This window comes from Branchiibius cervicis, assembly GCF_042661605.1.
GTDB classification, from domain to species: Bacteria; Actinomycetota; Actinomycetes; order Actinomycetales; family Dermatophilaceae; genus Branchiibius; species Branchiibius cervicis.
This window is the reverse complement of the sequence record NZ_JBHSWJ010000002.1, coordinates 1,738,371-1,761,171: the sequence shown is the minus strand read 5'-3', so window position 1 is coordinate 1,761,171 and position 22,801 is coordinate 1,738,371. Positions and strand designations below refer to the sequence as shown.

Below are 22,801 nucleotides of genomic sequence, written 5' to 3'. Positions count from 1 at the left end.
TCCGTCGTGGCTACGACGAATGATTTGAAGAACGGCATCGTGCTCAACATCGACGGTCAGTTGTGGACCGTCGTGGAGTTCCAGCACGTCAAGCCGGGCAAGGGCCCGGCCTTCGTGCGCACGAAGCTCAAGAACGTCCTGTCCGGCAAGGTCGTCGACAAGACTTTCAACGCCGGCGTCAAGGTCGAGACGGCGAACGTCGATCGCTCGGACATGCAGTTCCTGTACAAAGACGGCAACGACTTCGTCTTCATGGACACCAAGGACTACGACCAGATCTCCATCCCCGCCGAAACCGTCGGCACCGCAGCGAACTACATGCTGGAGAACCAGGAAGCCATCGTCGCCCGGCACGACGGCACCGTGCTCTACGTCGAACTTCCCGTTTCCGTCGTCCTGGAGATCACCCACACCGAGCCGGGGTTGCAGGGTGACCGCTCCACCGGAGGCACCAAGCCGGCGACCCTGGAGACCGGCGCCGAGATCCAGGTGCCGCTGTTCCTGGAGACCGGCACCAAGGTCAAGGTGGACACCCGCGACGGTTCGTACCTCGGCCGGGTCAGCTGACCTATGGGCGCTCGCACCAAGTCCCGCAAGCGGGCGCTCGACATCCTCTTCGAGTCCGAACAACGCGGCATCAACGCGGTCACGCTGCTCGAGGAGCGGATCGCCGTGCCGGTGACCCAGGCACCAGTGAACGACTACACCCAGACACTGGTGCGTGGCGTCGTCGAACACTGGACCGTCATCAACGAGGCGATCGAGACCTACAGCCGTGACTGGCCGCTGGAACGGATGCCGGCGGTGGATCGCGCGTTGCTGCGAGTTGCCGTGTGGGAGTTGGTGTTCGGGCCGGACGACGTCCCGGAGTCGGCAGCGATCGCCGAGGCCGTCGGGCTGGCGCGGGAGTTGTCCACCGATGAGTCGCCGCGCTTCGTCAACGGACTGCTCAGCCGCATCGCTGAGGTCAAGACCACCCTCGTCTGAGCCCGCCGCGGGTTACCGTGGCGCATGCGCATCCGGTCGGCACTGCTGGTGCTGCTGGCTGTCATCGCGTTCCTGGCCCCGGTCCCGGTCGCGCGGGCCGCGACGTCGGTCGATCTGTCGGTGCCGGTCCGCGCCGAGCCGGACGGGTCTTCGGTCGCCCTGGACACAACGGTCTTCCTGCCGGCCGGATCCGGGTCGCATCCGATGGTGCTGCTCGCACACGGCTTCGGCGGGTCGAAGGAATCCGTCGAACCGCAGGCACGCTCGCTGGTCGCCGATGGCTTTGTCGTCGTCACCTATAGTGCGCGGGGTTTCGGTTCATCGGGAGGCAATATCCACCTGGACGATCCGGACTACGAGGTAGCCGATGCTCGGGCGGTGATCAGCGCCGTTCTGGTGTCATCCGCGGCACCTCGCATCAGGATGGACGCGCCGGGCGACCCCCGGTTGGCGGTCGTTGGCGGTTCCTACGGCGGCGCACTGGCCCTCATGCTCGCCGCGACCGACCCGCGGGTCGACACCGTGGTCGCCTCCATCACCTGGAACGACCTGGCCCAGTCGTTCTTCCCCCAACATGCGGGTACGTCGACCCCCACCTCCCCGGCGGCGTTGCCCTCCGGCGGGGTGACCGGACCGCTGAAGCAGCAGTGGGCCTCGCTGTTCTTTCTGGGCCAGGTCGGACGCAGCGCGACGGCGACCAGTTCGTCGGCCGACCCGGTCTTCGGCGACGACGAGAACTCTTCGCTGACCGTGACCGACAACCCCGATCCAAGCGCCGCGGGTGGATGCGGCCGATTCGATCCCACGATCTGCGAGCAGTTCCTGCAGGCGTCCCAGACCGGATCGCCCAGCGCGGCGCTGCTGACCATGCTGCGGGCGCACAGCCCGGCCGCCTTCCTATCCCGGCTGAAAGTGCCGACCTTCCTGGTCCAGGGGATGAACGACACGCTGTTCGGACTGGACCAGGCGGACGCGACCGCGCGCACGCTGACAGCGCAGGGCACGCCGGTCGCCGTGCGCTGGATGGACGGAGGTCACGACGGGACCTCATCCACCGCTGATGCGGACGACGCAGCCGTGCGGACCTGGCTGCGGCACGAACTGCTCGGCGACGCGGCGACCGTCCCGTCGTTCGTGTTCGCCGATCCGCTCAGCCGTCGACAGAGCACGGCGACGTTGCAGCGGGCGTCCGGGACGTCGTACGTCACGGATGCGACGTGGCGCAACCAGCCCATCGACCAGGCGACGGAGACGATCGTCAGCCCGCCGGGTGGTTTGCCGGCGTCGAATACGCTGTTGCCGCAGGCGGCTTCGCTCGGCGCCAGCCTCCCGACATACGCGTTGGCGGCCCTGCCCGGCCTGAGCGCGGCGTACGACACCCCCGCATTCGGTACACAGACCACGGTGGTGGGCGCACCCCGGTTGAAGCTGAGGGTCCGCTCGACCGGACCAGTCAGCACGCTGTTCCTGAGCGTGTGGACAGTCAACGACGGGACGGCGACCTTGGCCCGGTCGCTGGTGGCTCCGGTCCGCGTGTCGGGCACACCGGGGCAGACCCGCACGGTGGACGTCGCTCTGCCGGCAGCAACGTGGAGCTTCCCGGCAGGGACCTCACTACGAATCCTGGTGACGCCAACGGACAGCACCTTCGCCAATAGCACTGCGGCGCGGGCGGATTCGGTGTCGATCGCTCAGCTCCAACTGCCGCAGGTCTCGTCCGTCCCGCTGCCGGCGGCGGGCGCAGGCAGTCGCGACTGGGAGAGCATCGGGGTGGGCGCGGCCGTTCTCGCGCTGCTGGTGGCCTTCGGCCTCTGGGCGTGGCGGGCTCGACGGACGGTCGCGGCGCCGGAGGCCGGGTTGGCGGACGTGCCGCTGGTCGTGTCCGGATTGACGCAGACATTCAAGGACGGCCACCGCGCCGTCGACGACGTCTCGTGGCGCGCGGAGAGCGGGCAGATCGTCGGTTTGCTCGGGCCCAACGGTGCGGGCAAAACCACCACGCTGCGGATGGTGCTCGGGTTGATCCGGCCGGACGCCGGCGAGACACGGATCCTCGGCGACCACGTGGTGCCCGGCGCTTCGGTGCTTAGCCGGGTGGGCGCCTTGGTGGAAGGCCCCGGGTTCCTGCCGCACCTGTCCGGGCGGGCGAACCTGCGGGCCTACTGGGCCGCGACCGGCCGACCGGACGAGGAAGCGCATTACGAGGAGGCACTGTCGGTGGCGGCCCTGGGAGACGCGGTCGATCGCCCGGTGCGCTCCTACAGCCAGGGCATGCGGCAGCGACTCGGGATCGCGCAGGCAATGCTGGGCCTGCCGGAGGTGCTCATCCTGGACGAGCCGACCAACGGTCTGGACCCGCCGCAGATCGCGGCGATGCGACCGATCCTGCGGGAGTACGCCGCGGGCGGACGGACCGTGATCGTCTCCAGTCACCTGCTGGCCGAGGTCGAGCAGACCTGCACGCACATCGTTGTCATGAACGCCGGTCGGGTCGTCACCACCGGACCGGTGGCCGAGCTGGTGGCGGGCAGCGACACGACCGTGCTGGAGGTGTCCTCGTTGGACGGCCTGGCGCAGCTACGCACCGTGCCCGGGATCGAGGTGTCCGTGGTGTCGGACACCGAGGTCGTTGTGACCTCGTCGCTCCCTCGCGCCTCGGTGGTCGCCGCTGCCGTGGGGGCCGGGATGGCGGTGACCGGCGTGAGTAGCCGCAAGCATCTGGAGGAAGTGTTCCTGGGCATGATCGCCGCCTCAGGAGCATCCTCGGACGTCTCGCCGGATGCTCTTCGACGGATCCGGGATCGCTGATGGCGCACCCGTTGTCGATCAGAGCCGAGGCGCGGCGCCAACTGGGGCGTCGGCGTACGTTGTGGTCGTTCGTCCTGGTCCTGGCCCTTCCGCTGGTACTGATCGCGGCCTTCGCCTTCGGTTCGCGGGGCGGATCCGGCACCTCCCTGGTGTCGCTGGCAACGAGTGGCTCGGCGAACTTCGCCCTCTTCACGACCTCATCGGCCGCGCAGTTCCTGCTGATCGTGCTCACGGCGCTGTTCGTCGGGGACGCGGTGCCGTCGGAGGCATCGTGGTCGTCGCTGCGCTATCTGCTGGTGGCCCCCGTGCCCCGGTCACGGTTGCTGACCTCCAAGCTGATCGTCGGGCTCATGACGGTCGCCGTTGCCGTGGTGTTGCTGGTCGCGTGGTCGGTGCTGGTGGGCGGTCTCGCCTACGGCTGGTCGTCGTTCTCGGTGCCCGGGGGCGGCGCACTGGACTGGTCCGTGTTCGGCTGGCGGCTCGTAGGGGTGGCTGTCTACGTGATCGTGCTGATGCTGACGGTCGCCGGGATCGCGTTCTTCTTCGGGGTGCGCACCGACGCGCCCTTGGCCGCGGTGGGCGGGGCGGTGATGGTGACCATCATCAGCACCATCCTGGGTCAGATCGACAACCTGGGGTCACTGCGCAACGGGCTGCCGCTCTACTACGACCGGGCGTGGTTCGATCTGCTGTCGCCCTCGGTGGATTGGACGGCGATGCGGCACGGTGCGTTGTGGTCGGTGCTGTGGTTCACGCTCTTCGTCGGGCTGGCGTACGCCGTGTTCCGCCGCAAGGACGTCCTCAGCTGAGGTCGGGCGCAGCTACGCGCTCGTGACGAAACTGACACGCAGCACAGGGTGCCGTCGGTCGGCCAGCCTCGATTCGTGACGACTTCGCCACCGATCGCGGACGCTGGTGACTCGCGGACCGTGATTCCTGACGAAATCGCCGCATGTCTGGTGGCGGCGGAAGCACGATGCGCATCATGGACGGCGGTTCGTCAGTCGGCGGCACGCTCCGGTAGCATCAGGCGAAACCATCCTTTAACGATTCCGTCCTGTGAGGCGGCGAAGGAGGTCGACAACGCGTGTGCCCCAACACTGAGCGTTCAGACTCTGCTGTGCCCGATGACGATTCCGGCGTTGGCAGAGTCGTTTTGTCTTCTGCTGACATCAAGCGCGCCGTCCGGCGCATCGCGCACGAGGTTCTCGAGCGCAACAAGGGCGCTGACGATCTGGTGATCCTTGGCATTCCCACCCGCGGGGCCGAACTGGCCCGGCGCCTGGTCACCGAACTCGCGGCCGTCGAAGGCGCGGACGTCCCGGTCGGCACCCTCGACATCACGATGTACCGCGATGACCTGCGACGTCAGCCCACCCGGCCCGCGCAGCACACCTCGATCCCCGCCGGCGGTATCGATGACAAGGTCGTGGTGCTGGTCGACGACGTTCTCTACAGCGGACGTACTGTTCGTGCCGCGCTCGATGCGCTGGGCGACCTGGGCCGGCCACGTGCCGTACGCCTGGCGGTGCTGGTGGACCGCGGGCACCGGGAACTGCCCATCCGGGCCGACCACGTCGGCAAGAACCTGCCCACCGCCAGCAGCGAACGGGTCCACGTGCGCCTCGCGGGCATCGACGACACCGAGGAGGTCCGCATCTCGTGAAGAACCTGCTGTCCGCGGCCGACCTGAGCCGCGATGAGATCGGCCAGATCCTGGACACCGCCGCCGAGATGCACGACGTGCAGCGTCGCGAGGTCAAGAAGCTGCCCGCGCTGCGCGGGCGCACCGTGGTCAACCTCTTCTTCGAGGACTCCACCCGCACCCGGTCCTCCTTCGAGATCGCCGGCAAGTGGCTGTCCGCCGACGTCATCAACGTGTCGGCCAAGGGTTCGTCGGTCAGCAAGGGGGAATCCCTGCGTGACACCGCGCTCACCATCGCCGCGATGGGCGTCGACGGCATGGTCATCCGCCACCACGCCAGCGGTGCACCGCACCAGGTCGCGCAATGGGTCGACGCCGCCATCGTCAACGCCGGCGACGGCACGCACGAGCACCCCACCCAGGCGCTGCTGGATGCCTACACGATGCAGCAACGCCTCGGTGACATCGAAGGCAAGCACGTCGCGATCGTCGGGGACCTGACCCACTCGCGGGTCGTGCGATCCAACCTGCTGCTGCTGAAAACGCTTGGGGCGCAGATCACCCTGGTCGCGCCGCCGACGTTGATGCCCAGCGGTATTGCCGACTGGTCGAAGGCCGACGGCTTCACGCTGAGCGAGGACTTCGACGCCGTCCTGCCGACGGTGGACGCCGTGATGATGCTGCGGGTGCAGAAGGAACGGATGACCGGCGGCTACTTCCCGACCCCGCGCGAATACACCGTGCACTACGGCCTGACCCGCGACCGTTTGAGACTCCTACCGGAGCATGCGGTGATCTGTCACCCCGGCCCGATGAACCGCGGCCTGGAGATCGCCGCGGACGCCGCCGATGAGGCACGCTCCTCGATCCTGGACCAGGTGTCCGCCGGAGTCGCGGTGCGGATGAGTGTCCTGTACTACCTGCTGGGAGGCCAAGCGTGAGCAGCATCCTCATCAAGGGCGCCTCGATCCTGGGGGAGCGTGCGGCTGACGTGCTCCTCGAGGACGGCGTCATCACCTCGCTGGAGGCGGGTACTGCGGACCGCACGATCGATGCCGACGGCCTGATCCTCCTGCCGGGGCTGGTCGACCTGCACACCCACCTGCGCGAGCCGGGCCGGGAGGACGCCGAGACCGTCGAGAGCGGATCGCGCGCCGCAGCGGCCGGTGGATACACCGCGGTGCTGGCCATGGCCAACACCAACCCCGTGACCGACACCGCCGAAGCCGCCGAACACGTCTATGACCTTGGCCGCCGCGCCGGACTGGTCGACGTGCAGCCGGTCGGTGCGGTCACCAAGGGACTTGCAGGGGAAGGACTCGCCGAACTCGGCCTGATGGCGCGATCCCGCGCCCGGGTCCGGGTCTTCTCCGACGACGGTCGCTGCGTCCATGACGCCCGGCTGATGCGACGGGCCCTGGAGTACATCCGCAGCTTCGGTGGCGTCATCTCCCAGCACAGCCAGGACCCGCGACTGGCCGATGGCCAGGCGTGCTGCCACGAGGGTGAGGTCTCCGGCCGGCTGGGTCTGCCGGGCTGGCCCGTGGTCGCCGAGGAGGTCATCGTCGCGCGGGACGTCATGCTCGCCCGGCACACCGGCAGCCGGGTGCACGTCGCCCACGTGTCGACGCCCGGATCGCTCGATGTGATCCGCTGGGCCAAGAAACAGGGCATCGCGGTCACCGCGGAGGTCACCCCGCACCACCTGATGCTGACCACCGATCTCCTCGACGGCTACGACCCGGTCTTCAAGGTCAACCCGCCGCTGCGCCCCGGCGAGCTGGTGGAAGAACTGCGAAAAGGCCTGGTGGACGGCACGATCGACGCGGTCGCCACCGACCACGCGCCGCACGCGCGGCACGACAAGGAGCACGCCTTCGCCGAGGCCGCGTTCGGCATGCTCGGTCTGGAGCAGGCGCTGCAGGTCGTCAACACGACCATGGTCGCGACCGGGGCCATGACCTGGGCGAGGGTCGCTGACGTGATGTCCGTGACTCCCGCACGCATCGCCGGATTGCGCGGTCACGGTCGGCCGATCGACGTCGGGGAACCGGCCAACCTGACCCTCATCGACCCGTCGGCGAGGGTCACGATCGACGCCGACGCCTCACGCTCCCTGTCGCGCAACAACCCCTGGGCCGGAAGGCAACTCGCCGGCCAGGTGCACACCACGCTGCTTCGCGGCGTACCCACGTTCGAACTCCAGAACCAGCCGCAGGAGGCCACCGCATGACCGACATCCTCACCGGCCGGGAACCGGCCGTCCTGATCCTCGAGGACGGCACGACCTTCACCGGCCAGGCGTACGGCGCGATCGGGTCGACGTACGGCGAGGCGGTCTTCTCCACCGGGATGACCGGCTACCAGGAGACACTGACCGATCCCAGCTACCACCGCCAGGTGGTGGTGATGACCGCGCCGCACGTCGGCAACACGGGCGTCAACGACGAGGACTCCGAATCACGCAAGATCTGGGTCAGCGGGTACGTCGTGCGCGACCCTGCGATCCGCCCGTCCAACTGGCGCTCGACCAAAACCCTCGAAGACGACCTGCGTGAGCAGGGCATTGTCGGAATCTGCGACATCGACACCCGGGCACTGACCCGGCACCTACGCGAGCGCGGCGCGATGCGCGTGGGCATCTTCTCCGGTCCGCAGGCGGCGGGCGCGAGCGTGCAGCAGGTCAGCGACCAGCCGCTGATGGCCGGGTCGGAGCTGGCCTCGGAGGTGGCCACGAAGGAGCCGTACGTCGTTGCGGCCCAGGGTGATAAGCGCTTCACGGTTGCGGCGGTGGACCTCGGGATCAAGGCAATGACTCCGGCGCTCATGGCCCGGCGGGGGATCGACGTGCACGTGCTACCGGCCACCACCACCTTCGCCGAGATCGAAGCGATCACACCGGATGGGGTCTTCTTCTCCAACGGGCCCGGTGATCCGGCCACAGCGCCCCAGGTGGGGGTGCTGCAGGAGGTGCTGGCGGCCGGAATCCCGTTCTTCGGAATCTGCTTCGGTAATCAGTTGCTCGGGCGAGCACTGGGTTTCGGCACCTACAAGCTGAAGTACGGCCACCGCGGAATCAACCAGCCGGTGATGGACCGCTCGACCGGCAAGGTCGAGGTCACCGCGCACAACCACGGGTTCGCCGTCGACGCACCGCTCGACCGGGACAGCGAGACCGAATTCGGCCGGGTCAGGGTGTCACACGTCAATCTCAACGACGACGTCGTGGAAGGGCTGGAATGTCTTGATATTCCAGCCTTCTCGGTTCAGTACCACCCGGAGGCGGCCGCGGGCCCGCACGACGCGGAGTATCTCTTCGACCGGTTCGTCGACCTCATGAGCAACCAGCAGAAAGTGAGCAACTGATGCCCCGCCGCGAGGACATCAGGTCGGTCCTGGTGATCGGCTCCGGCCCGATCGTCATCGGTCAGGCCTGTGAATTCGACTATTCCGGCACCCAGGCCTGCCGGGTGCTGCGGGAGGAAGGGTTGCGGGTCATCCTGGTCAACTCCAACCCGGCGACGATCATGACCGACCCGGAGTTCGCCGACGCGACCTACATCGAGCCGATCAATCCCGACGTCGTCGAGTCCATCATCGCCAAGGAACGCCCCGATGCCGTGCTGGCCACCCTCGGCGGCCAGACCGCGCTCAACACCGCAATCGCCCTGCACGAGAACGGAGTGCTGGAGAAGTACAACTGCCCGTTGATCGGTGCCAGTGTCGAGGCCATCGAGCTGGGCGAGGACCGCGAGCGGTTCAAGGGAGTGGTCGAGCGCTGCGGTGCCGAGTCGGCCAAGTCCTTCATCTGTCACACGATGGACGAATGCATCACCGCTGCAGCTGAACTGGGCTACCCGCTGGTCGTGCGGCCCTCGTTCACCATGGGCGGGCTGGGGTCCGGATTCGCGTACGACGAGACCGACCTGCGCCGCATCGCCGGATCGGGTCTGCAGGCGAGTCCGACCACCGAGGTCCTGCTGGAGGAGTCCATCCTCGGCTGGAAGGAATATGAACTCGAGGTCATGCGCGATCGTGCGGACAACGTCGTCGTGGTCTGCTCCATCGAGAATGTCGACCCGGTCGGTGTGCACACCGGCGACTCCATCACGGTGGCCCCCGCGCTGACGCTGACCGACCGCGAGTACCAGCGGATGCGTGACATCGGAATCGCTGTGATCCGCGAGGTCGGTGTCGAAACCGGTGGTTGCAACATCCAGTTCGCCATCGACCCGCAGAACGGCCGGATCATCGTGATCGAGATGAATCCCCGCGTCTCCCGTTCGTCGGCCCTCGCGTCGAAGGCCACCGGCTTCCCCATCGCCAAGATCGCCGCCAAGATGGCCATCGGGTACACCCTCGATGAGGTGCCGAACGACATCACCCGGGAGACTCCGGCCAGCTTCGAGCCCACGCTGGACTACGTCGTGGTGAAGGTGCCGCGGTTCGCGTTCGAGAAGTTCCCGGCGGCTGACCCCACCCTGACCACCACCATGAAGTCCGTCGGTGAGGCGATGTCGATCGGGCGCAACTTCACCGAGGCACTGCAAAAGGCGCTGCGCTCGATGGAGCGCAAGGGTGCCGCCTTCCACTGGGACCCGGACAACGAGCCGAGCAAGGAGATGGGCCGGGCGCTGCTGGAGCAGGCCAAGACGCCCACCGATGGCCGAATTGTCCTGGTGCAGCAAGCTCTTCGAGCCGGACTCAGCGTCGAGGAGGTCTTCGACGCGACCAAGATCGACCCGTGGTTCCTGGATCAGATCGCGTTGATCAACCAGGTCGCGGTGATCGTGAAGGACGCCGACGAGCTGACGCCGGAGTTGTTGCAGATGGCCAAGAAGCACGGCTTCTCCGACGCCCAGTTGGCCCAGTTGCGGGCGATGCCCGAGGCCGTCGTACGCGGTGTGCGCCATGCCCTCGGGGTTCGCCCGGTCTACAAGACGGTGGACACCTGCGCGGCCGAGTTCGCCGCCAGCACGCCGTACTACTACTCCTCCTACGACCAGGAGACCGAGGTGTTGCCGCGTGACAAGCCGGCGGTCCTGATCCTCGGCTCCGGCCCGAACCGCATCGGTCAGGGCGTCGAGTTCGACTACTCCTGCGTCCACGCGTCGTTCGCGTTGCGGGACAAGGGATTCGACACCGTGATGGTCAACTGCAACCCCGAGACCGTCTCGACGGACTACGACACCTCCAGCCGGCTGTACTTCGAGCCGCTGACCCTGGAGGACGTACTGGAGGTCTATCACGCCGAGCGCACCGCCGGACCGATCGCCGGAGTCATCGTTCAGTTCGGCGGCCAGACCCCGCTGGGGCTGGCCGAAGCGCTGGAGGCAGAAGGGGTTCCGATCGTCGGTACCTCACCGGAGGCGATCGATCTGGCGGAGGACCGTGGCGCGTTCGGCCGGGTGCTGGCCGAGGCGCAACTGCCGGCACCCAAGCACGGCACGGCGTACAGCGCCGCCGAGGCCCTCGAGGTGGCCCGGGGGATCGGGTACCCCGTCCTGGTGCGTCCGTCGTACGTGCTCGGCGGTCGCGGGATGGAGATCGTGTACGACGACCAGACGCTGATCGACTACGTCACCCGGGCGACGACTGCCTCGCCGGAGCACCCGGTGCTGGTGGACCGGTTCCTGGACGACGCGATCGAGATCGACGTCGACGCGCTCTACGACGGCACCGACATCTACCTCGGCGGCATCATGGAGCACATCGAGGAAGCCGGGATCCACTCCGGCGACTCTGCGTGCGCGCTGCCGCCGGTGACGCTCGGTGCCGAGGAGATCGCCCGCGTGCGCGAGTCGACTCTCAAGCTGGCGGAGGGGATCGGCGTTCGTGGCCTGATGAACGTCCAGTTCGCCCTGGCCCAGGACATCCTCTACGTGCTGGAGGCCAACCCCGGGCCAGCCGCACGGTTCCCTTCGTCGCGAAGGCCACCGGCGTCCAGCTGGCCAAGGCCGCCGCTCGGGTGATGCTCGGCGCCTCGATCAAGGAACTGCGCGGCGAGGGACTGCTCCCGGCGGACGGTGATGGCACCACGCTGCCGCCCGACGCCGCGATCTCGGTGAAGGAAGCGGTGCTGCCGTTCAAGCGGTTCCGCACCAAGGACGGCGAGGTCGTCGACAGCCTGCTCGGCCCGGAGATGCGCTCGACCGGTGAGGTCATGGGCATCGACCGCGACTTCGGCTCGGCCTTCGCCAAGAGCCAGCTCGGCAGCGTGACCGGCCTGCCGCGCGCCGGCAAGATCTTCGTGTCCGTCGCCAACCGCGACAAGCGCGCGATGATCTTCCCGGCCAAGCGACTGGCCGACCTCGGGTTCACCCTACTTGCGACCGCTGGAACCGCAGATGTTCTGCGCCGCAACGGTGTTCACGCGCAAATCGTCCGCAAGCACAGCGATGGCCGCGGACCCGACGGTGAGCCGACCATCGTGGACATCATCCTGTCCGGCGAGGTGGGAATGGTCGTGAACACTCCGTCCGGTCAGGGTGCCCGGGCCGACGGTTACGCGATCCGCGCGGCCACCACCAGTGTTGACCGCCCGATCATCACCACCGTCCAGCAGCTGGCCGCCGCCGTCCAGGGCATCGAGGCGCAACTGGCGGGGCCCATGCGGGTGAAGTCGCTGCAGGAGCATGCCCGTGAGCTTCGGTAGGCGCCTCGCGCAGCAGGTCGACCGGTTCGGCCCGTTCTGCCCGGGCATCGACCCGCACGCCGCCCTGCTGAAGGCGTGGGGGCTCGCAGACGACGTCGAGGGCCTGCGGGTGTTCGCGGAGATCTGCGTTGAGGCCTTCGGCGGCCAGGTGGCCATCGTCAAACCCCAGTCGGCCTTCTTCGAGCGCTTCGGCTCCGCCGGAATTGCGGTGCTCGAGGATGTCCTGGCCGGGTTGCGCGAAGCGGGGACACTGAGCCTGTTGGACGTCAAGCGGGGTGACATCGGTTCCACGATGGGCGGTTACGCGGATGCCTACTTGAGCGAAGCGTCACCCTTGCGCGCGGACGCGATCACGGTCTCGCCGTACCTCGGCTTCGGGTCCCTGCGACCGGCACTGGACCTGGCCGCCGAAACCGGACGCGGAGTTTTCGTGCTGGCCCTCACGAGCAACCCGGAGGCGGCGCACGTCCAGCACGCGACGTACGACGGGCGTCCCGTGGTCGCCGAGGTGATCGAGCGGGTCGGACAGCTGAACGCACGTGCGCACCGGTTCGGTGACGTCGGCATGGTCGTGGGAGCGACCACCGGGGGCAGTTGGCCGATCTGCGCTTGACCGGGGCGCTGGCGGACGCCAAGGCGCCGCTGCTGGCGCCCGGCCTGGGTGCACAGGGTGCGACCTTCGAGGATGTACGGCGCGGGTTCGGTCCCGCCGCTAGTCTCGTCCTACCAGCGAGTTCCCGGGAGGTCCTCGCCGCGGGACCCGACGTTTCGGACCTACGCAGGGCCGCCCGAGCCGGCAACGACGCCGCGCGGTAGGTTCGGCGGTCGGCAACCGCCCTGCCGGTCCCCAGTCACCACAGAACGAGGAGTCTTCGTGGCCCTTCCCACCCTCACGCCCGAGCAGCGCGCGGAGGCGCTGGCCAAGGCCGCAGCAGCGCGTCGCGAGCGTGCCGAGATCAAGAACCGGCTGAAGTACTCGCAGGGTTCGTTGCGCGAGGTCATCGAGGCCGGCCAGGAGAACGAGGTGATCGGCAAGATGAAGGTCACCGCGCTCCTGGAATCGCTGCCGGGGGTCGGACCGGTGACAGCGCGTCAGATCATGGATGAGATCAGGATCGCCCATACCCGCCGGGTCCGGGGGCTGGGCGTCAACCAGATCACGGCGTTGCTCGAACGGTTCGACAACAACTAGCAACTACCAGAGGTCAGTAACCACGTGAGCCCACTGTTCGTGCTCGCCGGTCCGACGGCTGTCGGCAAAGGCACCGTGTCCGCCTACGTGCGCGATCACTTCCCGCAGGTCTGGTTGTCGGTATCGGCGACGACCCGCCCGCCCCGCCCGGGCGAAGTGGACGGGGTGCAGTACCTGTTCCTGAGCCAGGACGAATTCGACGAGATGGTGCGGCGCGGCGAATTCCTCGAGCACGCGGTGGTGCACGGTCAGGCGAGCTACGGCACGCCGCGCGAGCCGGTGGAGCGGGCCCGGGCCGAGGGCCGGCTGCCGCTGCTGGAGATCGACTTGCAGGGTGCGCGCCAGGTGCGTGAGGCGATGCCCGACGCGCACCTGGTTTTCCTCGCCCCACCGGACATGGATGAATTGGTCCGCCGGCTGGTCGGCCGGGGGACCGAGGACGAGGCCGACCGGGCCCGCCGCCTGCGCACGGCGGAGACCGAAATGGCCGCGATCGGCGAGTTCGATTCGGTCATCGTCAACGACGACGTTCGGCGAGCGGCCGAAGAACTCGTACACTTGATGCAGACCGACGCACACTGAAGAAACGAGATTCATCCGTGTCTGGGACCGTGGCCAAGCCCGAAGGCATCACCAACCCGCCCATCGACGACCTGTTGAAGGTCGCCGACTCCAAGTACGCCCTCGTGCTCTACGCCTCCAAGCGGGCCCGTCAGATCAACGCCTACTACTCCCAGCTGTCCGAGGGCCTGTTGGAGTACGTCGGCCCGTTGGTGGACAGCCACATCACCGACAAGCCCTTGTCGATCGCGCTGCGTGAGATCAACGAGGGCCTGCTCTCGATCGAGCCCACGACCGAAGCCTGAGTTCTTCGAATCTGAGCTGCGGAAGCCGACCGGTGCGGATCGTCCTCGGAGTTGCGGGCGGGATCGCTGCGTACAAGGCGTGCAGCCTGCTGCGGCTGTTCACCGAGGCCGGCCATGACGTCACCGTCGTACCCACCGCCTCCGCGCTGAAATTCGTCGGTGCCCCCACCTGGGCCGCGCTGTCCGGTAAACCCGTCACCGATGCGGTCTGGGATGACGTCGAACAGGTCCGGCACGTGAAGTTGGGTCAGGAAGCCGACCTGGTGGTCGTCGCCCCGGCCACGGCCGATCTGCTGGCCCGGGCCGCGCACGGGATGGCCAATGATCTGCTCACCAACGTCCTGCTCACTGCGTCCTGCCCCGTGGTGCTCGCCCCGGCGATGCACACGGAGATGTGGCAGCACGCCGCCACCCGCGCCAACGTCGCGCTGCTGCGCGAACGCGGCGTGCATGTCATCGAGCCCGCGTCGGGCCGGCTGACCGGTAAGGACTCCGGGCCGGGACGGCTCCCGGAGCCGGAACAGATTTTCGACGCTGCGCTCGCGGCGGCCGAACCCGTCGAGCAGGACCTGGCCGGGCTGTCGATCCTGATCTCCGCCGGCGGCACCCGGGAGCCACTGGACCCGGTGCGTTACCTGGGCAACCGTTCCTCGGGCAAACAGGGTTATGCGTTGGCCCAGGTGGCTGCGGCCCGCGGCGCCAAGGTCACCTTGGTCAGCACCGTCGACCTGGACACGCCCGAGGGAGTCGACGTGCAACGCGTCGAGACCGCGGATCAACTACGCGAGAAGGTGCTCGGCGCGGCGGTCGACGTGATCATCATGGCTGCCGCAGTCGCCGACTTCCGGCCCGCAAGGCGCGAGGCGGCCAAGATCAAGAAGACCTTCGACCCGGCCCATCCCGACGACGCGCCCACGATCACCTTGGTGCGCAACCCGGACATCCTGGCCCAGGCCGTGCAGGCTCGTGGCACTGCGGACTGGCCGGTTCTGGTCGGGTTCGCGGCGGAAACCGGCGACGCCGGGCACACTGTCCTGGAGCACGCTCGCGCCAAGCTCGCCCGCAAAGGATGTGACCTGCTGGTGGCCAACGAGGTGGGTGAGGACATCACCTTCGGCAAGGACACCAGCACCGTCTACCTGCTGCGCGCGGACGGCGGCCCCGAAGCCACCGTCGGTCCCGCCGACAAACGGCAGATCGCCGCTGCGGTGCTGGACGCCGTACGCGATCTCATCACTGTCCGACGCTCCGTCTAAACTCACCCCAGCAACCAGCCAGCAGCCGCTGCATACGAGGAGATCTCCATGGCACGCCTTTTCACGTCCGAATCCGTCACCGAGGGTCACCCCGACAAGATCTGCGACCAGATCTCCGACAGCATCCTGGATGCGATGTTGGCCGAGGACCCTACCTCGCGCGTCGCCGTGGAGACCATGGTCACGACCGGCCTGGTCCACGTTGCCGGTGAGGTGCGCACGCAGAGCTACGTGCCGATCGCCCAGCTGGTGCGCGACACCATCGTCGAGGTGGGTTACGACTCCTCCGACAAGGGTTTCGACGGCCGCTCGTGCGGTGTGTCCATCTCCATCGGCGAGCAGAGCTCCGACATCGCCCAGGGCGTGGACGACGCACACGAGAGCCGCACGCAGTCCTCCGAGGAGGCCTACGACAAGCAGGGCGCCGGCGACCAGGGCCTGATGTTCGGCTACGCGTGCAACGACACCGCCGAACTCATGCCGCTGCCGATCTTTCTGGCCCACCGGCTCTCCGAGCGGCTGACCGGGGTCCGCAAGGACGGCACGCTGCCCTACCTGCGCCCCGACGGCAAGACCCAGGTCACCATCGCCTACGAGGGCGACACGGCCGTCGCGCTGGACACCGTGGTGCTCTCGACGCAGCACGCGGACGGCATCTCGCTGGAGGGCATGCTCGAGCCGGACATCGACACTCACGTCATCAAGCCGGTGCTGGAGGAGCTTGCCGCCAACGGCACCCAGTTGCAGACCGACGGCTACCGCAAGCTGATCAACCCCACGGGCAAGTTCGTCATCGGCGGCCCGATGGGTGACGCCGGGCTGACCGGCCGCAAGATCATCGTGGACACCTACGGCGGCATGGCCCGCCACGGCGGTGGCGCCTTCTCCGGTAAGGACCCGTCGAAGGTCGACCGCTCGGCCGCCTACGCAATGCGCTGGGTCGCCAAGAACGTCGTCGCCGCCGGCCTGGCCACCCGATGCGAGGTGCAGGTCGCCTACGCCATCGGCAAGGCGCAGCCGGTCGGCCTCTACGTCGAGACCTTCGGCACCGAGACCGTGCCGGTCGACAAGATCCAGAACGCCATCCAGACCGTCTTCGACCTGCGTCCGGCGGCCATCGTCGACGAACTGGACCTGCTGCGTCCGATCTACAAGCCGACCGCCGCGTACGGTCACTTCGGCCGGACCCGCGCCGACGGCATCACCGACGCCTTCACCTGGGAGCGGACCGACAAGGTCGAAGACCTCAAGCGCGCTCTGTAACCGGATCAGCGGTGCCGGAACTACCGGTCGCCCGCGTCGTCCTGGACGGTCCGCTGCCGCATCTGGACCGGGAGTTCGAGTACGCCGTTCCCCCCGAACTCGCCGACGTCGCCGTTCCGGGCGTCCGGATCCGGGCCCGGTTCGCCGGCAAGGACACCGCTGGATTCGTGGTGGCGCGGGCCGAGAAGGCCGAGCACACCGGTAAGCTCACCCCGCTGCGGACGGTCGTGAGCGACGAGGCCGTGCTGACCCCGCACATCCTGCGGGTCGCGCGACAGATCGCCGGCCACTACGCGGGCACCTTGTCGGACGTGTTGCGGCTGGCTATCCCGCCGCGGCACGCCCGGGCCGAGAAGGCGCTGACGGCGGGGGCGCCGCCCCCGGTGCCGCCCCTCGCGGCGACCGTGTGGCAGCGCTATGAGGCCGGCCCGGCCTTCCTCGACCACCTCGGATCCGGTGGTGCGCCCGCAGCGGTGTGGACCGCCGGGCCGGACTGGCCCGACGGGATCGCCCAGGCCGCCCACGTCGCGTTGAGCGCGGGAAGGGGGTGGTGATCGTCGTACCCGATCACCGCGACGTGACCCGTGTCGATGCGGCGCTGTCGGCTGCCTTGGGGCCGGACCAGCACGTCCGGCTGACGGCTGACCAGGGGCCGCAGGCCCGCTACACCGCCTGGCTGAAAGCCCTTCGGGGACAAGTGAAGTGTGTGGTCGGCAACCGCGCCGCGGCATTCGCGCCGGTGCGGGATCCCGGTCTTTTCATCTGGTGGGACGACGGTGATGACCTGCTGGTGGAACCCCGTTCCCCGTATCCGCACGTGCGGGAGATCCTGCGCGCACGAGCCGTCGATGCGGGTGCGGCATTGCTGTCCGGGGCGGTCTCCCGGTCGGTGGCGCTGCAGGCGTGGCAGCTGCCGCAGCTCACCGGTCACGATCCGCACCCGGTCGTGCACATCGCGGGCGACGAGGTCGAGCGGGAACGCTCCGGGCCGGCCGCGACGGCCCGGATCCCGACGCGAGCCTGGCACATCGCCCGCGAAGGTCTGCAACACGGCCCCGTCCTGGTCCAGGTGCCCCGACGCGGCTACCTCCCGGCACTGCGGTGCGCCGACTGCGGGACCCGGGCCACCTGCGAACGCTGTCAAGGGCCGCTGGCGCTGGCCGGCCCGGACGGCCCGGCTCTGTGCCGGTGGTGCGGTGCCCGCGGGACGCAGTGCCGCGAGTGCGGCAGTACGGCGTTGCGCGCCACCGTCGTCGGTGCGCGCCGCACCGCGGAGGAGTTGGGCCGGGCCTTCCCCGGTGTCCCCGTCGTGCAATCGGGGGCGCGCGAGGTGTTGGACGCCGTACCCGCATCCCCGGCCCTGGTGATCGCCACCCCCGGGGCGGAACCCGTCGCTACGGGCGGTTATCGAGCCGCGCTGCTGTTGGACGCCTGGGCGCTGACCGAGCGACCCACCCTGGATGCGGGGGAGGAGGCGTTGCGCCGCTGGCTGGCCGCTGCGGTCCTGGTCGACCCGGCCGGCGCGGTCGTGCTGTGCGGTGTCTCCCGGCAACTGCCGGTGCACCAGGCTCTGGTGCGGTGGGCACCCGCGGCGTACGCCGATCGCGAACTGGCCGACCGCACCGCCCTGGGTCTGCCTCCGGCCCGGTGGATGGCGTTGCTGCGCGGCGAAGATGCGGACGTGCGGCATTTCGCTGCCGGGTTGCCCTCGGACTGGGAGCGGCTGGCGACGCCCACGCAGACCATCGTGCGCGCACCGCAGGGCCTGCCCGACCCGGCCCCGATCCTCAAAGCGGTGCGGTCGCGGTGGTCGGCGGCGAAGTTCGGCGGCCCGGTCACCGTCCGGGTAGAACCGACCGCGGGCGAACTGTGAGTACGCCGGTAGCCTCGTGACCATGACTGACTCTCCCGCCACCGGCGCCCCGGTCGCCTACGACGTGGTGGTGTTCGACCTGGGGAACGTCCTGATCAAGTGGGATCCGGTCGAAGCGATCGCCCAGGACGTCGGCGTCGAGCGGGCTCGGCGATTCGTCAACGACCCCGATTTCGACTTCGCGGGCTGGAACCTGTTGCAGGACAGCGGTCGTAGCTGGGAGGACGCGGAGGCCGCCGCCATCGCCTCGCATCCGCAGTACCGCGAGGAGATCCTGGCCTATCGCAACCACTTCCGGCACTCGATCAAGGAGCCGGTCGAGGGCACCCAGGAGATCCTGCGGGAGTTGCACGCTGCCGGCGTACCCCTGGTGGCGCTGACCAACTGGTCGGCCGGAATGTTCCCGGCTGCGCTGGATCGCTTCGACTTCCTGGACCTCTTCGACGACATCGTCGTATCCGGTGAGGAAGGTGTCGCCAAGCCGGACCCCGCGATATTCGCCGTGCTGGCCGACCGGATCCGGCACCTGGGCAGCTTGGACGATGCGCTGTTCATCGATGATTCGCTGGCCAACGTGCAGGGTGCGATCGACGCCGGCCTGGATGCCATCGTCTTCACGACGGCTGCGGATTTGCGGGCCGACTTGCACGCCCGCGGTCTGCCGATCAAGGAGGCCTGAGTGTCCATCACCGATATCCGGATATTCGGCGACCCGGTCCTACGGCAACCGGCCGCCGAGGTCACCGTCTTCGACAAAGAGCTCCGGCAGCTGGTCAAAGACCTCACCGACACCATGATGGACGCTCCGGGCGCCGGGCTGGCTGCGCCGCAGATCGGCGTCAGCCTGCGGGTCTTCACCTACTACATCGACGGTCAACTGGGCCATCTGATCAATCCTGACCTGTCCCTGTCCGCCGAGCAACAGATCGGCGACGAGGGCTGCCTGTCCCTGCCCGGGCTGGTGTTCGAGACCCCGCGGGCCCTGCGGACCGTTGCACGCGGATTCGACATGTACGGCGAGCCGGTGACCATCGAAGGGACCGACCTGATGGCCCGCTGTCTTCAGCACGAGACCGACCACTTGGACGGCATCATCTTCATCGACCGCTTGGATTACGAAACAAAACGATTGGCCATGAAAGCGATTCGCAACGCGCAGTGGACCGGGCAGGACGTGCCCGACGTGCGCATCAGTCCCCACGCCACCCGGGGGCGCCGATGAGAGTGGTGTTCGCCGGAACCCCGCAGGTCGCCGTACCCTCACTGCAGGCCCTTCTGCATTCGCGTCACGAGGTACTGGCCGTTCTCACCCGCCCCGACGCACCGGCAGGCCGGGGCCGCTCCACCCGCCGCTCCCCGGTCGGGCAGGTCGCCGACGAGTCCGGCATCCCGGTCCTCACTGCGAACCGTCCCCGCGAGGTCGAGGGGCAACTGCGTGAGCTCAATCCGGACGCCTGCCCGGTCGTCGCGTACGGCGCGTTGCTGCCGGCCGAGTTGCTGGCGATCCCGCAGCACGGATGGATCAATCTGCACTTTTCGTTGTTGCCGGCGTGGCGGGGCGCGGCACCGGTCCAGCACGCGATCGCACACGGTGACGAGGTCACCGGTGCGACGACTTTCGTCATCGATGAAGGAATGGATACCGGGCCGGTGCTGGGCAGGATGACCGCTGCGGTCGGGCCCCGGGAGACCAGCGGCGAGTTGCTCGAACGGTTGGCCGTGACCGGAGCCGATCTGCTGGTGGCGACCTTGGATGCGCTGGAGTCGGGCGCACTGGAACCGGCTCCGCAGCCGTACGACGGCGTGTCGATGGCGCCCAAGATCACGGTCGACGATGCCCGGATCGACTGGGAGACACCGGCGTTCGCGGTCGACCGGCACGTGCGCGCGATGACGCCCGCGCCCGGGGCCTGGACGACGTTCCGCGGAGAGCGGCTCAAGGTGCTGCCGGTGGGCACCACGGACCAGGTGCTGCCGCCCGGTCGGATGCGCGTGCAGAAGCGCGCGGTGCTGGTCGGCACCGCGACAGAGGCGGTTGAGCTCGGCCAGGTCCAGGCCGTCGGCAAGAAGGTGATGGACGCGGCGGCGTGGGCCCGCGGCGTACGCGACGGGGATGGTGAGGTGCTCGGTGGCTGAACGGGACGCACGGGGCCGGCAGCGGCCGGCCGCTCGGACGCAGAAGCGGGGTCAGTTCTCCACGAACCGGCCCAGCCAACGGCGCCGTGATGGGGACCCGGCGCGGCGGGCCGCCTGGGATCTGTTGCGCCGGGTGGACGGCGGGGGATACGCGAACCTGGAGATGCCCCGGCTGTTGCGGGCGGCTGGACTGAGCGGACGGGATGCGGCGTTCGCGACCGAGTTGGGCTACGGCACCTTGCGGATGCAGGGCTTCTACGACCCGGTCATCGAACTGTGCGCAGGCCGGCCCGTCGGCACGATCGACCCCCCGGTCCTGTCGACCCTGCGGCTGGGCGCGCACCAACTGCTCGGTATGCGGGTGCCCGCGCACGCGGCGGCCTCGGAGACCGTGGGGTTGGCCCGTTCGGTCAATGGTGCCGGTGCCGCGGGGTTCGTCAACGCCGTACTACGCCGAATCACCGAGCGCAGCCGGCAGGACTGGGTCGCTGAGGTCACGGCTGGCCGGGAACCGTTGGAAGCGTTGGCGATCGAGCATTCGCATCCGCTGTGGGTGGTGCGCGCGTTGCGTTCCTCCCTGGTGGCCAACGGGGTGTCCGCGGACACGCTGGAAGACCTGTTGATCGCCGACAACACTCCGGCTCCTGTGACCCTGGTCGCCCGGCCCGGGTTGTCCACGGTGCAGGAGCTGGAACAATTCGGAGCGATCCCCTCGGACATTTCGCCGGTCGGCGCGGTGCTCGAATCCGGTGATCCGGGGCAGATCCCCGCGGTGCGGGATACCCGCGCAGCCGTGCAGGACGCCGGCTCGCAGTTGGTGGGGCTCGCGGTGGCGGGAGCCGATGTGACGACCCGAGCCGATCAGGAGTGGTTGGACCTGTGTGCCGGGCCGGGGGCAAGAGCGGTTTGCTGGCGGCTCTCGCCCACCAGCAGGGCGCCGTACTCTTCGCCAATGAGGTCAGTGAGCACCGCACTGAACTGGTCCGCAAAACCCTTGTGGCAGCTATCGACTCAGGTGCTGAGGTGATGATCGGGACAGGAGACGGTCGCGACATGGGCGCCGAGGAGCCGGACACCTACGACCGGGTGCTCGTGGATGCACCGTGCACCGGATTGGGTGCGCTGCGTCGCCGGCCGGAGGCCCGGTGGCGACGGACCCCTGCAGACGTCGCTCCGCTCACCGTCCTCCAGAGCGAACTGCTAGCTTCGGCACTGGACGCGGCACGTCCGGGCGGGATCGTCGCGTATGTGACCTGCAGCCCGCACGTGGCCGAAACCCAGCAGGTCGTCTCTGAGGCGCTGACCGGTCGTGACGACGTTCGGCAGGAGGATGCTCGACCACTCTTCGAGTCGGTGGGTGACCTCGGACCCGGACCGGCAGTGCAGTTGTGGCCCCACATCCACGGCACCGACGCGATGTTCTTCGCGCTCCTGCGGAAGGTTGCTCCCTGATGCTGATCTCGCCCTCGATCCTGTCGGCGGACTTCGCCAACCTGCAGTCCGAGCTCGACCGCATCGCCAATGCCGACTGGGCCCATGTGGACGTGATGGACAACCATTTCGTGCCCAACCTGACCCTCGGCGCGCCGGTCGTCGAGGCGCTGGCCAAGGTGTCGCCCATCCCGCTGGACGCCCATCTGATGATCGAGGATCCGGATCGCTGGGCGCCGCAGTACGCCGAGGTGGGCGCGCGCAGCGTCACCTTCCACATCGAAGCCGCCAGCGACCCGGTCACACTGGCGCGCACGTTGCGATCCGAAGGCGCCCGCGCGTCGATGGCGCTCAAGCCGGGAACTCCGTTCGCGCCGTACGAAGATCTGCTCCCGGAACTCGACATGGTGCTGGTGATGACGGTGGAGCCGGGCTTCGGCGGCCAGTCGTTCATGGCCGATCAGATGCCGAAGGTGCGCCAGGTGCGCGAGGCGGTCCGCCGGCTCGGCGGGGAGGTCTGGATCCAGGTCGACGGGGGCGTCTCTGCGGCCACGATCGAGCAGTGTGCCGACGCTGGTGCGGATGTCTTCGTGGCCGGTTCCGCGGTCTACGGGGCGGCGTCTGCGGCAGATGCCGTGGACGAGTTGCGCGCACTGGCGGGTAAGCACACGCATACCTGATCCCGCCAG

19 protein-coding genes and 3 pseudogenes are annotated in these 22,801 nt (G+C 68.6%); all 22 read left to right on the top strand.

Going from position 1 to position 22,801, the window contains the following annotated elements; translation table 11 throughout:
- Positions 1-6: 6 nt before the first annotated feature.
- The 22 genes and pseudogenes from efp (at position 7) to rpe (ending at position 22,792) form a co-directional block, all read left to right on the top strand.
- The gene (gene efp, locus ACFQBT_RS09270) at positions 7-567 is read left to right on the top strand and encodes an elongation factor P (protein WP_377822166.1); all 561 of its coding nucleotides are present in this window, start codon (positions 7-9) and stop codon (positions 565-567) included.
- A 3-nt stretch (positions 568-570) separates the two neighbouring features.
- Positions 571-987: a transcription antitermination factor NusB gene (nusB, locus tag ACFQBT_RS09265; protein WP_377822165.1), complete on the top strand. Its 417-nt coding sequence runs from the start codon at positions 571-573 to the stop codon at positions 985-987.
- 24 nt (positions 988-1,011) lie between these two features.
- Complete coding sequence (locus tag ACFQBT_RS09260; protein WP_377822164.1) at positions 1,012-3,795, top strand: alpha/beta fold hydrolase; 2,784 nt, start codon at positions 1,012-1,014, stop codon at positions 3,793-3,795.
- Positions 3,795-4,604: an ABC transporter permease gene (locus tag ACFQBT_RS09255; protein WP_377822163.1), complete on the top strand. Its 810-nt coding sequence runs from the start codon at positions 3,795-3,797 to the stop codon at positions 4,602-4,604. Before ACFQBT_RS09260 ends, ACFQBT_RS09255 begins: the two co-directional genes overlap by 1 nt.
- 311 nt (positions 4,605-4,915) lie before the next feature.
- On the top strand, positions 4,916-5,461 hold the full coding sequence (pyrR, locus tag ACFQBT_RS09250; RefSeq protein WP_377822162.1) for a bifunctional pyr operon transcriptional regulator/uracil phosphoribosyltransferase PyrR: 546 nt from the start codon (positions 4,916-4,918) through the stop codon (positions 5,459-5,461).
- The gene (locus tag ACFQBT_RS09245) at positions 5,458-6,381 is read left to right on the top strand and encodes an aspartate carbamoyltransferase catalytic subunit (protein WP_377822161.1); all 924 of its coding nucleotides are present in this window, start codon (positions 5,458-5,460) and stop codon (positions 6,379-6,381) included. The genes pyrR and ACFQBT_RS09245 overlap by 4 nt, the downstream gene beginning before the upstream one ends.
- Positions 6,378-7,673, top strand: a complete 1,296-nt coding sequence (locus tag ACFQBT_RS09240) for a dihydroorotase (protein WP_377822159.1) — start codon at positions 6,378-6,380, stop codon at positions 7,671-7,673. Before ACFQBT_RS09245 ends, ACFQBT_RS09240 begins: the two co-directional genes overlap by 4 nt.
- Positions 7,670-8,806, top strand: a complete 1,137-nt coding sequence (gene carA, locus ACFQBT_RS09235) for a glutamine-hydrolyzing carbamoyl-phosphate synthase small subunit (protein ID WP_377822158.1) — start codon at positions 7,670-7,672, stop codon at positions 8,804-8,806. The genes ACFQBT_RS09240 and carA overlap by 4 nt, the downstream gene beginning before the upstream one ends.
- Positions 8,806-12,095: pseudogene (carB, locus tag ACFQBT_RS09230) on the top strand (carbamoyl-phosphate synthase large subunit). The gene carA and the pseudogene carB overlap by 1 nt, the downstream one beginning before the upstream one ends.
- Positions 12,076-12,911 (top strand): annotated as a pseudogene (gene pyrF, locus ACFQBT_RS09225) (orotidine-5'-phosphate decarboxylase). Before carB ends, pyrF begins: the two co-directional pseudogenes overlap by 20 nt.
- Positions 12,912-12,969: 58 nt before the next feature.
- Entirely contained in the window at positions 12,970-13,287 is a 318-nt protein-coding gene (gene mihF / locus ACFQBT_RS09220; protein ID WP_377822156.1) for an integration host factor, actinobacterial type, read from the top strand.
- A gap of 24 nt (positions 13,288-13,311) precedes the next feature.
- Entirely contained in the window at positions 13,312-13,869 is a 558-nt protein-coding gene (gmk, locus tag ACFQBT_RS09215; RefSeq protein WP_377822154.1) for a guanylate kinase, read from the top strand.
- Between the two features lie 17 nt (positions 13,870-13,886).
- Positions 13,887-14,153, top strand: coding sequence for a DNA-directed RNA polymerase subunit omega (gene rpoZ / locus ACFQBT_RS09210; protein ID WP_377822152.1), 267 nt, complete (start codon positions 13,887-13,889; stop codon positions 14,151-14,153).
- 32 nt (positions 14,154-14,185) lie between these two features.
- The gene (gene coaBC, locus ACFQBT_RS09205; RefSeq protein ID WP_377822150.1) at positions 14,186-15,409 is read left to right on the top strand and encodes a bifunctional phosphopantothenoylcysteine decarboxylase/phosphopantothenate--cysteine ligase CoaBC; all 1,224 of its coding nucleotides are present in this window, start codon (positions 14,186-14,188) and stop codon (positions 15,407-15,409) included.
- Between the two features lie 48 nt (positions 15,410-15,457).
- The gene (gene metK, locus ACFQBT_RS09200; RefSeq protein ID WP_377822148.1) at positions 15,458-16,672 is read left to right on the top strand and encodes a methionine adenosyltransferase; all 1,215 of its coding nucleotides are present in this window, start codon (positions 15,458-15,460) and stop codon (positions 16,670-16,672) included.
- Positions 16,673-16,683: 11 nt separating this feature from the next.
- Positions 16,684-17,226 carry a primosomal protein N' family DNA-binding protein gene (locus ACFQBT_RS09195; protein WP_377822146.1) on the top strand — a complete coding sequence of 181 codons (543 nt, stop codon included), beginning with the start codon at positions 16,684-16,686 and terminating at the stop codon, positions 17,224-17,226.
- Positions 17,223-18,545: a hypothetical protein gene (locus tag ACFQBT_RS09190; protein WP_377822145.1), complete on the top strand. Its 1,323-nt coding sequence runs from the start codon at positions 17,223-17,225 to the stop codon at positions 18,543-18,545. Before ACFQBT_RS09195 ends, ACFQBT_RS09190 begins: the two co-directional genes overlap by 4 nt.
- A 22-nt stretch (positions 18,546-18,567) precedes the next feature.
- Positions 18,568-19,224: an HAD family hydrolase gene (locus tag ACFQBT_RS09185; RefSeq protein ID WP_377822143.1), complete on the top strand. Its 657-nt coding sequence runs from the start codon at positions 18,568-18,570 to the stop codon at positions 19,222-19,224.
- Positions 19,225-19,767 carry a peptide deformylase gene (gene def, locus ACFQBT_RS09180; protein WP_377822141.1) on the top strand — a complete coding sequence of 181 codons (543 nt, stop codon included), beginning with the start codon at positions 19,225-19,227 and terminating at the stop codon, positions 19,765-19,767.
- On the top strand, positions 19,764-20,681 hold the full coding sequence (gene fmt / locus ACFQBT_RS09175; RefSeq protein ID WP_377822139.1) for a methionyl-tRNA formyltransferase: 918 nt from the start codon (positions 19,764-19,766) through the stop codon (positions 20,679-20,681). The genes def and fmt overlap by 4 nt, the downstream gene beginning before the upstream one ends.
- Positions 20,659-22,133: pseudogene (locus ACFQBT_RS09170) on the top strand (RsmB/NOP family class I SAM-dependent RNA methyltransferase). Before fmt ends, ACFQBT_RS09170 begins: the two are co-directional and overlap by 23 nt.
- Positions 22,133-22,792 carry a ribulose-phosphate 3-epimerase gene (gene rpe, locus ACFQBT_RS09165; RefSeq protein WP_377822138.1) on the top strand — a complete coding sequence of 220 codons (660 nt, stop codon included), beginning with the start codon at positions 22,133-22,135 and terminating at the stop codon, positions 22,790-22,792. The pseudogene ACFQBT_RS09170 and the gene rpe overlap by 1 nt, the downstream one beginning before the upstream one ends.
- Positions 22,793-22,801 lie beyond the last annotated feature (9 nt).

Excerpts from the sequence above, each read along its gene's own strand:
- nusB (WP_377822165.1), top strand. The coding sequence starts at position 571 with ATGGGCGCTCGCACCAAGTCCCGCAAGCGGGCGCTCGACATCCTCTTC.
- ACFQBT_RS09260 (WP_377822164.1), top strand. The coding sequence starts at position 1,012 with ATGCGCATCCGGTCGGCACTGCTGGTGCTGCTGGCTGTCATCGCGTTC.
- ACFQBT_RS09255 (WP_377822163.1), top strand. The coding sequence starts at position 3,795 with ATGGCGCACCCGTTGTCGATCAGAGCCGAGGCGCGGCGCCAACTGGGG.
- carA (WP_377822158.1), top strand. The coding sequence starts at position 7,670 with ATGACCGACATCCTCACCGGCCGGGAACCGGCCGTCCTGATCCTCGAG.
- metK (WP_377822148.1), top strand. The coding sequence starts at position 15,458 with ATGGCACGCCTTTTCACGTCCGAATCCGTCACCGAGGGTCACCCCGAC.
- ACFQBT_RS09185 (WP_377822143.1), top strand. The coding sequence starts at position 18,568 with ATGACTGACTCTCCCGCCACCGGCGCCCCGGTCGCCTACGACGTGGTG.
- fmt (WP_377822139.1), top strand. The coding sequence starts at position 19,764 with ATGAGAGTGGTGTTCGCCGGAACCCCGCAGGTCGCCGTACCCTCACTG.
- rpe (WP_377822138.1), top strand. The coding sequence starts at position 22,133 with ATGCTGATCTCGCCCTCGATCCTGTCGGCGGACTTCGCCAACCTGCAG.